We start from the raw sequence: 12,737 nt of genomic DNA on the forward strand, positions 1-12,737 counted from the left end.
CTCATTCGCCCGGGAGGGTCTCCCGGGCGGCGAGAGCGTCGGCGACCCGGACCGGGTCGACCGGGAAAATACGGTCGGTAGTCGGAACCTTGTAGTTCGCGGCGTCGAGGACGTCGAGAACCTGCTTGCTCTTCCACTTGCTGTAGTGGTTCCAGCGGGCGGATAGCGCGGCGGCGATCGCCGCCGCGCGGGGGTGCTGCTCTCCCTCGCGCGGGGTGATGTCGGCGATCACGGTGAGGATGTCGGCCAGCGGATCGCGCACCACCTCGATCTCGGTGACGGCGCTGGCGCCGCGCGCCTCGGCCGCCCGGGCCGCGATCTGTTCACGCTGCGCGGACGTGAGGTGGTAAGAGCGCAGCGCGCCGGGCTCGTCCATGAACCCGACCGTGACCAGCGTCCCGACGTCGTTCAGTGCGGTCTCGGTCTTGGGTTTGAGGCTGAGCGCGGAAATGCCGTTCTCGTGGGCTTTCTCCCCGAGCACGACGTTGTTGCGGGTCTTGTCGCCGATCGCCCCGCACGCCTTGTTCGTGGTGACCGCGATCAGGTCCCGCGGCAACGACTGATCCGACGGGCTCGGGGTGAGAAACGCCATGTGGACGGCGTATTTCCGGGCCGCCATGAACAGGTTCACCACCAGGTTCACGACCTTGCGGCGATCTTCGGCCTTGTCCTGGCGGAACAGCTTCTGGCACTCCTCCAGCACGACGATCCGGGGCCGCAACCCCGGCTCCTTCGCCACGATCGCCCGGCCGGCCTCCTGGACGCTGCTCACGTTGTGCTTCTGCAGCAGACGGCCCCGCACGGTGAGATCGTCGTAGAGGGCCTGCAGGTGTTCCAGCGCGGCATCCACCTTTTCCGGCTCCACACCGGCGGAATACGTGTTCAGGCAGGGTTTGAACGCTTCGTAGTCGTTGTTCTGGGCGAACACGAACACATCCACGTCCACCAGCGGATCGAGGATCGCCCCGGCGGTCAGGGCGATCATCAGCGTGGACTTGCCCGACCCCGGCGCCCCGGCGAACGCGAAGTTCCGCTCAAGCATGGTCGTGGTGATCGGCTCACCGCGCAGGTTCACTCCAGCCGGGAAACCTCCGTTCCAGTAGTCGGTGGCACCGTCATGCAGCAGCGGATACGGATCGACCGGCTCACGCAACACCCCGTGGTTGAGCCGGAACAGGTCCATCACGGTGGGGTCTTCGGCGTCGGGCCGGATGAACAGCTCGATCGGGCGGCAGGCCAGGTTGTGCGCGAGCATCTCCTTGGCCTTCGCCACCTGGGACACCGGCGCCCCTTGCGGGAGCCGGATCTTGGTCGACCAGCCCTTGCCATCGACCATCGGCGGCTGCACCCACGGGTTCTCGGTCTCGCGGTTGGGCCACCCGGCCTTGATCACCGAGTTGAGCTTGCTGTTGCCGATGTTGCCCAAGGCCTGCACGATCGCGGACTCCGACAGCTCCACCCGCAGATTCCCCACGGCCTGTTTCCGCAGGTGAACGGGCAGAACCTGTTCCCCGAGCCGGTTCCCGTCCCGCCACCAGCGCGACAGCTTCAGCAGCATCCAGCCGGTGGGGACGGCCCACCACCAGGTCACGATGACCACCGCGATGGTGTAGACGATGGCGAGGGCGTCGCGCCAGACGGCGAGCACGTCGTTGGCGTTGAACACCCCCAGCCACCGGCCGAACCCGTTGATCCCGCCCACGATCACCGAGACGACGAACAGCACTCCCAGGGCGGCACTGCCGCGCCACAGGATCGACCAGGCCAGGGCGAACTTCTTCGCGGCCGCGTCCACCCCGACGTGGCGGGATTCGTTGTGCTGCCGGGTCAGGGCCTCGACCGCGGTGGCGTCGCCGCGTTCGTTGGCCGCCGCGCGGGCGGCCTTGAGGTCGGTGTGGTCGTGGTCGGCACGGCGACGCTGCCGGGCGGCCTCGATCCCGGCGCCGATGATCGAGGCGTGCCGGTGCAGGACCCGGCCGCCGCGCTTGAGCGCCCGCGCGCCGGACCGGATCCCGGACCCGGTCACGTGGGCGGCATCCACGGTCGCGATGGCCAGCCGTGCGCGGGTCTCGTCCGACGGTCCGGCCAGCACCCGCCCGGTGCCGTGCAGCACCCGGGTGCCCCACGTCTGCCGGGTCTCGGACCGCTCGATCCATCGTCCGTCCTCGATCACTTCCCCGTCGATCGTGTCCGGGTCGGCGGGCGTCTCGGGACGGCGGAACGGGACGACGGTCGTGCCCGTCCCGGGCCCGGTTCCGGCCGGTCCGGAACCCTCGTTCAGCGGGCCGGTCCAGACCGGCCCGTCAGTGCTGTTGTCCCCGGTCCCGGGGGGTGCGGGGGTGTCGTGACTCATGATCGGTTGTTCCTTTCTCGAACTCGCGCCGGGCGGGGAGTGAAGGGGACGGCGCGACCCCGGCGCGGACCGGTCCCGTCCCGCACCCGCCCATCGACGGGCCGGGGTGCGGGACGGGCCGGATCGGGCCGGGATCAGCCGCCGGTCTGCTTGAGCCGCTTGGCGAACGTCTTCCCGCACCGCAGCTGTTTCGCGATCTTGTAGATCGAGTCGGTTCCGGGGTCGAGGTCACCGGCCGCGACGGCCTCGCTGAACCGGGCCTGCACCGACTCCCAGTGCGCGTCCCGTCCCGCCTTGCGAGCCGCCGGGCGCGACCGCTTCCCGGTCTTCTTCCCCGGCCCCGGCGAACCGGCCGGGCGGGGTGCTGCGGGATCCGGTGCGGCCGGCGGGCCCTCGGATGCCGGGCCCGGGACACCGTCCGGCGGCCCGGGATCGGTGGCGACCCCACCACCCGGTCCCGGTTCGGGGTCGAGGTGGCTCGAACCGAGCAGGTTCGCCAATTCGGCATCGAACGCGTCCGGCGGGCCGACGACGTCCAGATCGGGCGCGACAGGGATCAGACGGCGGCGGAACCGGCGGATCTCGAAGGTGCCGGGGGCGTAGGTGAGGCGGGCGTTGCCGTCGGCGTCGATCTGCGCGGCGGCGGCCTTGAGCGCCGCGCGGGCCGCCGCGTGGGTCTTCGCGACCCGGGCGGCGGTGAGCTTGTCCGCCGCCCGCTGGGCCTTCGACCTCGGCGGGGTCGCGATCGCCAGCTGGTGCGCGACCACCCCGGCCACCGACACCACGCCCATGATCAGCGCGGCGTCGAAGCCGCGGGACCAGCCGTGGACGGCGTTGGTGAGGAACGCCAGCGTCCCGAACACCCACACCCCGGCCTGGAATCCCCACACCGGCCGATCCGGGGCCTTCACGCGGGCGACGAGCACCGCGATCGCGAACGCCCACATCCCGAGTTCGGTGATCAGCGGCAGGAACCCGCCGAGCGGGGACCGGTAGACGTCCTCGCCGTAGCCGGACATCGCCGGGGCCGCCATCGCGAACGACACCAGCGCGATCCCGTAGATCAGCCCGTCCACCACATGCGCCTTCGCGAACGCGGTGACCTTGCCCCACTTGGCCTTGCGGTCGGCGCGGCGCTTCTCCCGCTCCTTCTCCCGGATCTCCCGTTCGCGTTCGGCGTGGGCGGCGTCCTGGTCACGGTCGGCGCGGGCCACATCCGCCGCCGCCTTCATCAGCGCGATCTCGTTCCCGGTCCGCGCGGTCTCGTCCAACCGAGCAGCCTCGGCCTTGGCCTTGCGGTTGGCCCGGATCTCTTCCTGCCAGCTCATGGTCAACCTCTCTTCGCCGGGGAACACCAGCGGCACGGGGCCGGGTGTCCACAGTGGGCAGTGACGTGTTTCTGTTGCTGCGCGCGGCAACCGTGGCGCCGGGGCGTCGGTGGGTGCGTGGCCTACTGGTCGCGGCGGAGGTCGATGCCGACCTGCCGGTCCACGACGTCGTTGCCGTCGGCGACGTTGCGCGTGACTCGGGTGCGGTCGGTGGTCACGTCGTGCTGGGAGCCGACCGTGGATCCGGGGGCGGCGTGGTTGACGTTGGTGACCGTGGTCCCGGCCGGCGGGGTCGTCCTGGCAGCGCCGGAGCGCTTCACCTGGATGACCCCGGCACGCTCGTACTTGGTGGTGAGCGCGGTGAGCTGGTCGCCGAGGGCCATGAGCCGGTGGGCGATGCTGCTCGGTCGGTTGGCGTGAGTGTCTGCCTCGGCGGCCCGGCGGATCTGGTCGTCGGTGATGGCCGAGGCGGCGCGGGCGATGTCGTTGAGCGCGGCCCGGTCGGGCCCGGACAGCAGCGCGGCGGCCTGGTTGAGCGCGGCGGCGTTGCGCACGATCTCGTCCCGCCACCGGGGGTGGTGGTGGTTCCAGTCCCTGATCTGGGACTGCTGGCCGCTGGCCTTGGCTTTCCCCCACCAGGCGGCCAGGTCAGCCGCGGTCATCTTCGGCGCGGCGCCCGGGGCAGACGCGGTCTGCGATCGGGCCGGTGTGGACGGTGCCGCCCGGCGGCGCGGCGCCCGACGCGGCGCGGGCGGCTTGGCCGGTGTGGACGTGGTCCGCGACCGCTGCCGTAGCTCGGCGGCGCAGCGTTTCCGGCCACAGATCCGCAGTGCCGGGTTGGTCTGGAACCGTTCCCTGCACACCACGCACAGCGCCCGCGTCCTGCGCGGCGTGGCCGGTTTCCGGGCGGTGGTGGCCTTTTTCGCGCTGGCGGTCTTGCGGGGGACGGCGCGCTTGGGAGCGGCCTTGCGTGTGCCGGATTTCTTGGCGGACTTGGTCTTCCTCTTGAAGATCTCGAACATGATCAACCTCTCGTGGCCGGAAAACACCAGCGGCAAAGGGGCCGGGTGTCCACAGTGGTCACTGACTCATTTCGTGTGGGGCTGTTGGGGTTGGCCTGGATCACGGCCGGGATCACGGAGCGAGCGGGGATTGCGTCAGATGTCGTTGCGGCGTTGCTCAGCGACACGGGCGGCCGCGTCCCCAACCACTCCGGTCGGCCGATACGGCGCGAACTCGGGTTGATTGCGGACCCGCCACAACATCCGCCACACCGCCACCGCCACGGTCGCGACACACACGACCGTGACGATGGCGAGCACCAGCAGCAGCCACAGCCACCACGGCATCAGGCACTCCCCGCGGGGTCAGGGTGTGTCACGGGGTGGGCGCCGCGGTGACGGTGACGGTGGTGGTCGCCGTGCAGGCCGCGTCTCGCGCCGGACGTGCGTTCGCCGTCGGCCCGGCGGTCGTGCCGGGCACCATCGGAGCGGTGCCGTCGGGATCCGTGCGCGGTGTCGGGCACGGCGCCGACGTGCGCGGGGGCGGCGGGCTCACGGCGGGCGGGGTGACGCGGTAGCCGAGGAAGAACATCGCCCACAGGGCGACGAACACGACCAGGCCGATGATGATGCGCACCGGGCATCAGTCCTTTCGGTACAGGAACGAGAACAGCGCCTGTTGCAGGTCCACGTGATCGGCGCCCCCGGCCAGCGGCGGGTAGCCGTGCGCGGTGAGCACGGCGGCGACGTCGAGCACCAGCCCGAACGTGAACCGCGTGTCCGACGCCTCCGGGGTGATCGGGTAGGCCCTCGCGGGCTCGGCCACCGGAGGAACACCATCGCCCGGTACCTGCTCGGATCCGGTCATCGCGTGCCGCGCAGGTCGGCCGGACACGGGACGCCCGGTCGGAGCCGGGTGAAGTCGGCCGCGGTGATGGCCACCGGGACCAGCTCGTCGGCGGCCGGGGTGCGGGTGGGGCCGAACGCGTCCGGCGGCGCGCAGAACGCGACGTAGCGCTCCAGCGACGTGGTCGCGTCTTCCTCGCCGGTCAAGTGGTCGATCAGCCACGGCCCGGCGGTGGCCGGCGAGGCCGGACCGTCGGGGCGGGTGTCACCGGTGGCGGTGCAGGCGGCGTGCGACGCGGCCGTGATCGGCACGGCCAGCAGCGCCAGCCAGCGCAGCGCGCCCCGACGGGCTGCAGGTGCGGATGAGGGCATAGAGGCTTTCCTTTGCAGGTCAGTGTGTTGGCGGGTCGGGTTCCGGGCGGGCATCGGTGTGCGGCCGCCCGGAACCCGGGTCCCGTGAACGTGGTGAAGCGGTGTTACTTGGCCTTGGCCTTGGCCTTGCCGGAGAAGGTGACCGCCAGCGCGAGCACGGTGATCGCGCCGAGGACGAGCGGCAGGGTCAGGCCGTACTCGGCCGGGTTCTTCTGGTGCAGGCTGGTCGCGCCCCAGGTGAGCCACGCGGTGATGACGGCGACGACGAAGGCGAGGAGCTTCATGGGATTTCTCCAAGGGTTGTTGTGACACAAGGGATGGAGCCGGGATGCGGGCGCCACGATGCGACCGCGCCCCGTCGAGCGGTGAAGCGGCTGAAACAGTGGAACGGTTGCTACGGCGCAAGAACAGCGCCGGTACAGGTGCCGGAAGACGTTCGGCGTGAACCGAGCAGGGTCAGGCGGCGCGGCGGTAGGCGGCGGCCTGGGCCTGCACTTTGTCGACGTACCAGTCGGCGTGGTTGTAGGCGAAAATCGCCCGATAGGCATCGCCCCGGGCGAGGCCGGAGTCGCACAGGTAGTGCGCGGCCGCGGGGATCGCATGGTCGGGGTCGTAGAGGTTGCCGCCGAGGCCGGGGTGGCGCTTGCGGACTCCGGCGAAGGTGGCGGGCAGGAACTGCATCGGACCGGCCGCCCCGGCGAAGTTCGCCCCCGACGACACGCCCGGTGCTTTGAGGCGGCCGTGGTTGGTCTCGACCTTCCCGATCGCGGCCAGCAGCGCCCAGTCCAGGTCGGGACAGGTTCCGGCGGCCGCCCGGTAGCGGGCCAGGTAGGCGGGCGGGATGTCCGCGACCCCGGGCCCGGCCTCGGCGGCCAGGCCCACGTCATCGCCGAACAGGCCTTCGTCCTTGGTGTAGCCGACGGCGACCGCGGCGATCACGAACAGCGCGGCGGCCGCGCCAACTTTCCCCAACAGGGTCATGGGTATTCACCTCCCGTCCTGCGTCTCAAACCGGCATCCGGCGCGGAGTGCGGTGTGCGGGCGGTCATGAGGCGACCTCGTCCCGCTGTTCCGCGTCGCGCGCGTCCGGTGTGGCGAGCGAGCTGGAGCGGTCGTGGTGGCGTTGCCGCCAGCGGCGGATGTGGCCGGCGAGCCAGCCGATCACCGTGGTGATGAACCGGGCCGAGCGCCGCGCCGGGGCCCACTCCCACCCGATCCGCACCGCCAGGCCGAACCCGATCGGCCAGAGTGCCCAGTCCCATCCGGCCCAGGCGGCGAGCCCGGCCAGCAGCCCGGCGGCGGCGGCCTCGGGCAGCCACCATCCGACCCGGGCGATCGCCCGGTCCACCCTCGGCCCGCCCAGCTCCGGGGCGGCCAGGTCACCGCGGTCCCGGTGACGGATCTCGTTGTCTGCCATCGTTTCTCCCTTCACCCGGTCTCCTGCGGGGCCGGGACGGTCCCGGCGAAACTGTGGGTGATCCGGGCGTCCAACCCGGACTGCACCGCCAGCAGCAACCTGGCGGTCAGCAGCAGCGGCCAGCGCAGCAACCCGACGACCAGGAACAGCAGCACCGCCACCGCGAACCCGGCCAACCGCCACGATCCGTGCTCCTTCGCGATCTCGAACACGCTCATCACGCCACCCGCCTCAGGCCGTCTGCGGCGCGTCGTTGGCCGCCAGCCACGACCGCAGCCACGTACGGATGTCGTCGGGCGAGTCGGACCAGCGGGTGGCCGGGTCAGCGTCGAACGCGCGCGCCACTCGCACCGCCATCTCCTGCGAGGACATCCACATCGGGAAACCGGTGCTGCCTGCGACGCCGTAACGCATCGGCGACCAGCGGGTGAAGTCGATCCGCACCCCGGCGTCACCGTCGGGCTCGATGACCGGTGTCACCGCCAGCGTCTCGTTCAGCGGCACGAACGGGGCCGGGAAGTCCACCTTGGTCCCGTTTTTCAGCGTGATGTACAGGTGCCAGGCGCCGACGGCGACACGACCGCCGGACTGCTCGGCATAGTGGGCGGTCAGTTTGATGTAAGCCATGGCGAATTCCCTTTCCAGGAAAGAACGTTGGGGTTGACGAACGTGTGCGAGGTCAGGCGGCGGCCGGACCTTCGGTGAGGCGGGACCACTCGGTGTCCCAGTCGATCTGTTCGTGACCGGCGGGCACGAGCGCGTCGGCGGCGTCCAGCAGCGCCTCGACAGTGCCGCGCGGCACCGCGAGTTCCGCCGTTCCGGACGGGCTCGACAGGCTTACGAGCACCGCGTCGAACGCGCCGCCGGTGTCGGGGCGGACCTGCACGTCTCCGTCCCCGGCGGGTTCGTACACGCCCGAAGCGAGCAGGTCGCGGGCGAACAGCCACAGCCGCGCGCCGACGGCGAGGGTGACCGCCCACGGATCCGCGACGTCGTAGGTCAGGAACACCGGGACCCGGTGCTGTCCGTTCAGGACGGCGGTGGCGGGAAAGGTCAGTGTCACGGCTCCTCCTGCGTCGCTCGTTGCGGCCGCCAGAGACCGGCGACCTGGCGGAAGTGGCGGGCCTTCTCTTCGAGCAGGGCGGCGACACGGTCGGCCTGCTCGGCGACCCGGAGGTCCGGGTTCATGGCCCCGTGGGCCATCAGCTGGCCGAAGTCGCTGATCGCGTAGGAGATCTCGCGCAGGACTTCGTGGGAGTAGGGCGAATGACTCACGGTCCGTGTCCTTTCAGGACAGTTTGCGGCGTCGGCGAGGGCGGGTCTCCCGCTCACCACTGGTGAATGCGGCAGGCGTCGAGGAGCATGTCCGCGTGGTCGAAGGCGAACCGGCCCTGGCGGGCCAGCCGGGCCGCGATGTGCAGGGGCATCCAGGCCGCTGCTGCCGCGTCGTCCCCGGCGATCGGGGCGGGCATGTCCGGCAGGAGCGCGGTGTAGGCGACCGAGACGTACCGGCCCCGCGTGTCCCGGCCGGGCTGGTCGTAGATCCCGACCCGGTGCAGCCGTACCCCGGTCAGGTCCAGGCCGGTTTCCTCGGCGGCTTCCCGGCGGGCCGCCTGTGCCGAGGTCTCCCCGGCATCGACGTGGCCGCCCGGGGCCGCGATCTTGCCCTTGTGCGGGTTCCAGCCCCGTTCGATCAGCAGCACGTGCACCAGGCCGGTGCGGGACTTGGCGAACAGCAGCACATCGGCGGCGTAGAACACCGGGTCACGGTCATCGAATTTCGCGGCGATCTTCGCGGCGAGCGAACCGATCAGCGACATCAGGAGAAGTCCTTTCCGGACACGAGCAGCAGCGGGCAGGAACCGAGCAGGGTCAGGCGGCGCGGGCGGTCGCGGCCGGGGTGGTCAGCAGGTCGGTGACGTAGGAGACGAAGGAGCGCTGGGCACACGGGTGGACCTGGTCGGTCTGCGGGTCACGCAGGCTGGTGCCCAGCCAGCGGGTCAGGCGCGCCACCGACCAGCCCTGGGAACGGCGCTTCGCGATCGCGGCCACCACGTTCTCCAGGAACGCCGGCCGGACCTTCGGCGCCCGGGTCGCGGCCCGCACCACCACCGGGCTCACCGGGGCCACGTTCGACAACGGCGGCCGGGACACGCGTGACCGAGGCTCACCGAGCCGGTGCACCTCACCGGCGAGGATGCGCATCTGGGACGCGACGTCCCGGTACACCGCGGCACGCTGCGCCATCACGGGTTCCGTCGTGCCGCTGGTCAGCACACGGGCGTTGGCGTGCAGCAACCCGGCGAACATCTCGAAACGGCGCGCCACCATGCTGGCTACTTCCGCCTCCCCGACCGGCCGTGCCAGCGGGAAGCACTGCCCCTCGTCGAACTCGTCATCCGCGAGCAACCGCAGGTGCTCAGCGACATCGCCATAGACCGCCGCGCGGACCGAGGTCACGGACTCCGGCAGCCCCGCCGAGGTCAGCACCGCGGCATTGCGGACCAGCGTGTCGGCCAGGTCGTGGAACCGGGCGGCGATCTCGGTGTTCACCGTGCGAGTCATGGGAAGTCCTTCCGAGCAAGAGGAACCGGCACAAGGCATGGCGGTGCCCCGGAACGAATGCGGAAAATTTCGGGAATATGGCGCGGAAACGCGCCCAGAATCAGAAGGTCAGGCGGCGGAAGCGAATTCGTCGTGCGTGGCGTGACGTACCTGGTCGATCGCCTCGACCAGCCGGAGCGCGCTCAACCCGTGCGGGCCGCGAACCTCGCTGCGCAGCTGGTCGACGGTGCGGTCCAGCCACTCCAACCGCTCGAACGGCGTCGCCGACGCGGGCGGCATCGTCGCCACCAGGCCACAGAACGCGGCCGGAACGAAAAGGCGGTCGATGGTCATCACGCCGCCCACCCCCGCACCGTGCTGATCTCCCCGAGCCGGAGCTTGAGCACGATGGCGTCGCCCACCGCGTGGTGAACCTCGTGCGCCAGCAACTCGGCATCGAGCAGCCGCAGCTCCTGGTCGAACTCCGCAATCTCCGCGAACAGGTCGGCCAGGTCAGCGACACCACCGAACGCCATCGAGGTGGGCACATCGCCGGCCAGGCCGGTCGTGTCAGCGAAGAAGTCGAAGTCCAGGTCGTCGGCGTTCATCTCGATCTGGCGGCGGCTCGGGCGCATGTTCCTCATGGTTTTGGTCCTTATGTGTCGCGGTCGCTGGGGGCCGCCGGTGGGGCGGTGAACCTTGCCATTTCAACGTATACGCAGCTTCGTATACGCACAAGCTCTACGTATACGTAGGGCGCAGGTTCACTCGTTTGGCCTAATGGCAAGGTTGTGACTCAGGTAAGCGCGTGTCACATGAGTAGCGTCGGCTTCGGGCGTCCCGACTTCGGGAATGCGCGGCGGGGAATGGCCTTCATCTGGCTTACGTATACGAAGTTGGGTATACTATGGTCAGCCGGGTATTTCGGAGTTCGATGAAGGGATTAAACCGTGGCGGAGCCAGCATATGTCACCATTGCGGGCGATTATGCGCGTCGCATCCGGACGGGAGAACTTCCGTCGGGGACTCAGTTGCCGAGCTATGCGGAAATTGCTGAAAGGAACAACGTTTCGGATATTGTCGTCCGAAAAGCGATCGAGTTATTGCAGAATCAGGGGCTAGTGCGCTCTGTGCGTCGCCGGGGGGTGTTTGTCGCCAGTCGGACTAACCTCGTCCGGATTTCACCTGAGCGGCAGATGCAGGACCCTGAAACCACCTTTGGAAATGAAACCGAGCGGGAGGTTCGAGTTGAGCGGGATGTCGAACGGGTCCCTGCTACGTCGGACGCGGCCGAGGCGCTCGGCTTAGAGGTGGGGTCTGAAGTTTCGCGAGTCGTTACTCGGGCGTCGGAGGGTGGGCGGCCGATTTCGATTTCGGACACCTATCAGCCCGCGCGGGTTGAGGGTATTTCAACGGCTACGGTCCTCGAAGAGACGATCAGGGATCGAATTCCGTCTCCGGAGCATGCGGAGTGGCTGCGGGTGGGTTCGGGGGACCTGGTGAAGTCGATACATCAGCGGTTCGTTGACGCGAATGGTGAAGTAGTCATGATCTCGGACGTTTCATATCCGCGTGACCGATACGACGCATTCGTGTTTCGGATGACGCTCGACTAGTCGTCTCGCTTGCGCTGAGCGGTTAGCGGCGAGTTGGAAATCGGGCAGGGCGACAGAACTTCCGTCGCCCTGCCCGATTTAGGATTTGGTCCAAAACTGGGCAGTGTCCTTCAAGTTCCACCACGAGACAAAGTTTGCGTCTTGAGACCTAAGCGTCCAGTTCTTCGATAGTAAATCAAAGAACTGATCGTTAGCCGTCTTTCCGCCCTTTGGCTCGCCGACGTATATCATCTCGGCGCCTCCGGCCTTTTCGAAAGCATGCAGAGAGTCCGAAGCCATCTCGTTGCCCCAGCCGGGTGGCCAGCATAAGAATAGGATCGTGTTTTCCTGATCCTGGTGTTGTTGCTGAAATTCTTCCATCGTTCGTACCTGGTGCCATTCGTCTCTCTGGCCCTGGGCGCTTGGGAAGGAAGGGTTGTTGGTCGCATGTGGGGGTTCGAAGTCGTATGCCTCAATTTTCAGGCCTCGTTGGGCTAGTTGGGCGGCCCAATACCCGCGGCCGGATCCCAATTCGATCAATGGGCGCCCTGCGGATTCAGTAGATACCCATTCGAGGGTTTCCGGTGATGGGATGGCGTAAGCATATGCGGCCTGTAACAGCATTGCTGCATAGCTGAGGCGACTGCTACCTGCTGCCTGTCCGCCGTTCACGACGCGGCGTCCTTCGTGCTCGAACACGAAGGGGGCGACGATGTCCCAGTATGGGTTCGAGCCGATAGGCAGGTCGGCGGTCATGTAGTGGATGATTCGCAGATCGAAGGCCGCATCTACTCGCTCATCGCCGGTTCCCTGCAACTGAGGTGCCATGTCGAGGTAGTCGGCAACTTTCGGGTATTCGCGACGAAGTCGCTGCTCATCGGCAAGTAGCGTTGCAAGCTCGTCCCGACGTTCATTCGTAAGCGCCAACTCGTTCACTTCGCCGATCTTGGTCCTAGTGCTGGAGGGCTGCAAGCCCCCAGGTGTGTGCCCTTGGTTCAGCAGGTCGCTGGTCGCATACTCGAACATGTGTCTGATCTGACGACGCCTGCGGATGGTGTGCCGTACGTGCATGAGGTGGAGCCGCCCAAGCCTGTTTGGGTCGATCTGCGTCGCGTGTTCCCGGTCGGAGTCCCGCGGGGGTCGCTTCCGGACGGGCTTGACCTCACGGGCATCGTCCCCGGGACTTTGAGCACATGGGCCATCACCGTCACGGGGCATTGGGTTGGTTGGGTCACGTACCCTCTCGGAACGCCCGGAGAGGGTGCTTCATGGCACCGCCAG

The 12,737-nt window shown here is 68.8% G+C and carries 20 protein-coding genes; 1 reads left to right on the forward strand and 19 read right to left on the reverse strand.

The window, feature by feature from the left end; all coding sequences use genetic code 11:
- Position 1: 1 nt before the first annotated feature.
- The 18 genes from AMK34_RS27020 to AMK34_RS27105 form a co-directional block, all read right to left on the reverse strand.
- The gene (locus AMK34_RS27020) at positions 2 to 2,353 is read right to left on the reverse strand and encodes an ATP-binding protein (RefSeq protein ID WP_143202616.1); all 2,352 of its coding nucleotides are present in this window, start codon (positions 2,351 to 2,353) and stop codon (positions 2 to 4) included.
- Positions 2,354 to 2,487: 134 nt separating this feature from the next.
- Positions 2,488 to 3,681 carry a hypothetical protein gene (locus tag AMK34_RS27025; RefSeq protein ID WP_073847605.1) on the reverse strand — a complete coding sequence of 398 codons (1,194 nt, stop codon included), beginning with the start codon at positions 3,679 to 3,681 and terminating at the stop codon, positions 2,488 to 2,490.
- Positions 3,682 to 3,803: 122 nt separating this feature from the next.
- Entirely contained in the window at positions 3,804 to 4,703 is a 900-nt protein-coding gene (locus AMK34_RS27030; RefSeq protein ID WP_143202617.1) for a hypothetical protein, read from the reverse strand.
- A gap of 135 nt (positions 4,704 to 4,838) precedes the next feature.
- Positions 4,839 to 5,030, reverse strand: a complete 192-nt coding sequence (locus AMK34_RS27035; RefSeq protein ID WP_073847267.1) for a hypothetical protein — start codon at positions 5,028 to 5,030, stop codon at positions 4,839 to 4,841.
- A 28-nt stretch (positions 5,031 to 5,058) separates the two neighbouring features.
- Positions 5,059 to 5,319: a hypothetical protein gene (locus AMK34_RS27040; RefSeq protein WP_073847268.1), complete on the reverse strand. Its 261-nt coding sequence runs from the start codon at positions 5,317 to 5,319 to the stop codon at positions 5,059 to 5,061.
- Positions 5,320 to 5,325: 6 nt separating this feature from the next.
- A complete protein-coding gene (locus AMK34_RS27045; RefSeq protein ID WP_073847269.1) occupies positions 5,326 to 5,508 on the reverse strand; it encodes a hypothetical protein in 183 nt (60 codons plus the stop codon).
- A gap of 38 nt (positions 5,509 to 5,546) precedes the next feature.
- On the reverse strand, positions 5,547 to 5,900 hold the full coding sequence (locus tag AMK34_RS27050; RefSeq protein WP_073847270.1) for a hypothetical protein: 354 nt from the start codon (positions 5,898 to 5,900) through the stop codon (positions 5,547 to 5,549).
- 104 nt (positions 5,901 to 6,004) lie between these two features.
- Positions 6,005 to 6,184, reverse strand: coding sequence for a hypothetical protein (locus AMK34_RS27055; protein WP_073847271.1), 180 nt, complete (start codon positions 6,182 to 6,184; stop codon positions 6,005 to 6,007).
- Between the two features lie 172 nt (positions 6,185 to 6,356).
- The gene (locus AMK34_RS27060; protein ID WP_073847272.1) at positions 6,357 to 6,881 is read right to left on the reverse strand and encodes a transglycosylase SLT domain-containing protein; all 525 of its coding nucleotides are present in this window, start codon (positions 6,879 to 6,881) and stop codon (positions 6,357 to 6,359) included.
- A 64-nt stretch (positions 6,882 to 6,945) separates the two neighbouring features.
- The gene (locus tag AMK34_RS27065) at positions 6,946 to 7,317 is read right to left on the reverse strand and encodes a hypothetical protein (RefSeq protein WP_143202618.1); all 372 of its coding nucleotides are present in this window, start codon (positions 7,315 to 7,317) and stop codon (positions 6,946 to 6,948) included.
- Between the two features lie 11 nt (positions 7,318 to 7,328).
- Positions 7,329 to 7,535, reverse strand: coding sequence for a hypothetical protein (locus tag AMK34_RS27070; protein WP_073847274.1), 207 nt, complete (start codon positions 7,533 to 7,535; stop codon positions 7,329 to 7,331).
- A 13-nt stretch (positions 7,536 to 7,548) separates the two neighbouring features.
- Positions 7,549 to 7,944: a hypothetical protein gene (locus AMK34_RS27075; RefSeq protein ID WP_073847275.1), complete on the reverse strand. Its 396-nt coding sequence runs from the start codon at positions 7,942 to 7,944 to the stop codon at positions 7,549 to 7,551.
- A gap of 52 nt (positions 7,945 to 7,996) precedes the next feature.
- Positions 7,997 to 8,380 (reverse strand): SsgA family sporulation/cell division regulator, encoded by a 384-nt coding sequence (locus AMK34_RS27080; protein ID WP_073847276.1) that lies wholly within the window; start codon positions 8,378 to 8,380, stop codon positions 7,997 to 7,999.
- A complete protein-coding gene (locus tag AMK34_RS27085) occupies positions 8,377 to 8,592 on the reverse strand; it encodes a hypothetical protein (RefSeq protein ID WP_073847277.1) in 216 nt (71 codons plus the stop codon). Before AMK34_RS27085 ends, AMK34_RS27080 begins: the two co-directional genes overlap by 4 nt.
- Before the next feature lie 53 nt (positions 8,593 to 8,645).
- Positions 8,646 to 9,137 carry an NUDIX domain-containing protein gene (locus AMK34_RS27090; RefSeq protein WP_083650013.1) on the reverse strand — a complete coding sequence of 164 codons (492 nt, stop codon included), beginning with the start codon at positions 9,135 to 9,137 and terminating at the stop codon, positions 8,646 to 8,648.
- A 52-nt stretch (positions 9,138 to 9,189) separates the two neighbouring features.
- A complete protein-coding gene (locus tag AMK34_RS27095) occupies positions 9,190 to 9,882 on the reverse strand; it encodes a hypothetical protein (protein WP_073847278.1) in 693 nt (230 codons plus the stop codon).
- Positions 9,883 to 9,990: 108 nt separating this feature from the next.
- Complete coding sequence (locus AMK34_RS27100) at positions 9,991 to 10,215, reverse strand: hypothetical protein (RefSeq protein ID WP_143202619.1); 225 nt, start codon at positions 10,213 to 10,215, stop codon at positions 9,991 to 9,993.
- On the reverse strand, positions 10,215 to 10,505 hold the full coding sequence (locus tag AMK34_RS27105) for a hypothetical protein (RefSeq protein ID WP_198941758.1): 291 nt from the start codon (positions 10,503 to 10,505) through the stop codon (positions 10,215 to 10,217). The genes AMK34_RS27100 and AMK34_RS27105 overlap by 1 nt, the downstream gene beginning before the upstream one ends.
- Before the next feature lie 306 nt (positions 10,506 to 10,811).
- On the opposite strand from AMK34_RS27105, the gene AMK34_RS27110 reads away from it, so the two are divergent.
- A complete protein-coding gene (locus tag AMK34_RS27110; RefSeq protein ID WP_073847281.1) occupies positions 10,812 to 11,477 on the forward strand; it encodes a GntR family transcriptional regulator in 666 nt (221 codons plus the stop codon).
- Positions 11,478 to 11,555: 78 nt separating this feature from the next.
- Here the strand turns inward: AMK34_RS27110 and AMK34_RS27115 are convergent, their stop codons facing one another.
- Positions 11,556 to 12,392, reverse strand: a complete 837-nt coding sequence (locus AMK34_RS27115; RefSeq protein WP_073847607.1) for a hypothetical protein — start codon at positions 12,390 to 12,392, stop codon at positions 11,556 to 11,558.
- Between the last annotated feature and the right edge of the window lie 345 nt (positions 12,393 to 12,737).

Source organism: Amycolatopsis sp. CB00013, assembly GCF_001905755.1.
Taxonomy (GTDB): domain Bacteria; phylum Actinomycetota; class Actinomycetes; order Mycobacteriales; family Pseudonocardiaceae; genus Amycolatopsis; species Amycolatopsis japonica.

Coding starts and splice junctions, on each gene's coding strand:
- AMK34_RS27020 (WP_143202616.1), bottom strand. CDS start 2,353: ATGAGTCACGACACCCCCGCACCCCCCGGGACCGGGGACAACAGCACT.
- AMK34_RS27025 (WP_073847605.1), bottom strand. CDS start 3,681: ATGAGCTGGCAGGAAGAGATCCGGGCCAACCGCAAGGCCAAGGCCGAG.
- AMK34_RS27030 (WP_143202617.1), bottom strand. CDS start 4,703: ATGTTCGAGATCTTCAAGAGGAAGACCAAGTCCGCCAAGAAATCCGGC.
- AMK34_RS27035 (WP_073847267.1), bottom strand. CDS start 5,030: ATGCCGTGGTGGCTGTGGCTGCTGCTGGTGCTCGCCATCGTCACGGTC.
- AMK34_RS27050 (WP_073847270.1), bottom strand. CDS start 5,900: ATGCCCTCATCCGCACCTGCAGCCCGTCGGGGCGCGCTGCGCTGGCTG.
- AMK34_RS27055 (WP_073847271.1), bottom strand. CDS start 6,184: ATGAAGCTCCTCGCCTTCGTCGTCGCCGTCATCACCGCGTGGCTCACC.
- AMK34_RS27060 (WP_073847272.1), bottom strand. CDS start 6,881: ATGACCCTGTTGGGGAAAGTTGGCGCGGCCGCCGCGCTGTTCGTGATC.
- AMK34_RS27065 (WP_143202618.1), bottom strand. CDS start 7,317: ATGGCAGACAACGAGATCCGTCACCGGGACCGCGGTGACCTGGCCGCC.
- AMK34_RS27070 (WP_073847274.1), bottom strand. CDS start 7,535: ATGAGCGTGTTCGAGATCGCGAAGGAGCACGGATCGTGGCGGTTGGCC.
- AMK34_RS27075 (WP_073847275.1), bottom strand. CDS start 7,944: ATGGCTTACATCAAACTGACCGCCCACTATGCCGAGCAGTCCGGCGGT.
- AMK34_RS27090 (WP_083650013.1), bottom strand. CDS start 9,137: ATGTCGCTGATCGGTTCGCTCGCCGCGAAGATCGCCGCGAAATTCGAT.
- AMK34_RS27095 (WP_073847278.1), bottom strand. CDS start 9,882: ATGACTCGCACGGTGAACACCGAGATCGCCGCCCGGTTCCACGACCTG.
- AMK34_RS27100 (WP_143202619.1), bottom strand. CDS start 10,215: ATGACCATCGACCGCCTTTTCGTTCCGGCCGCGTTCTGTGGCCTGGTG.
- AMK34_RS27105 (WP_198941758.1), bottom strand. CDS start 10,505: ATGAGGAACATGCGCCCGAGCCGCCGCCAGATCGAGATGAACGCCGAC.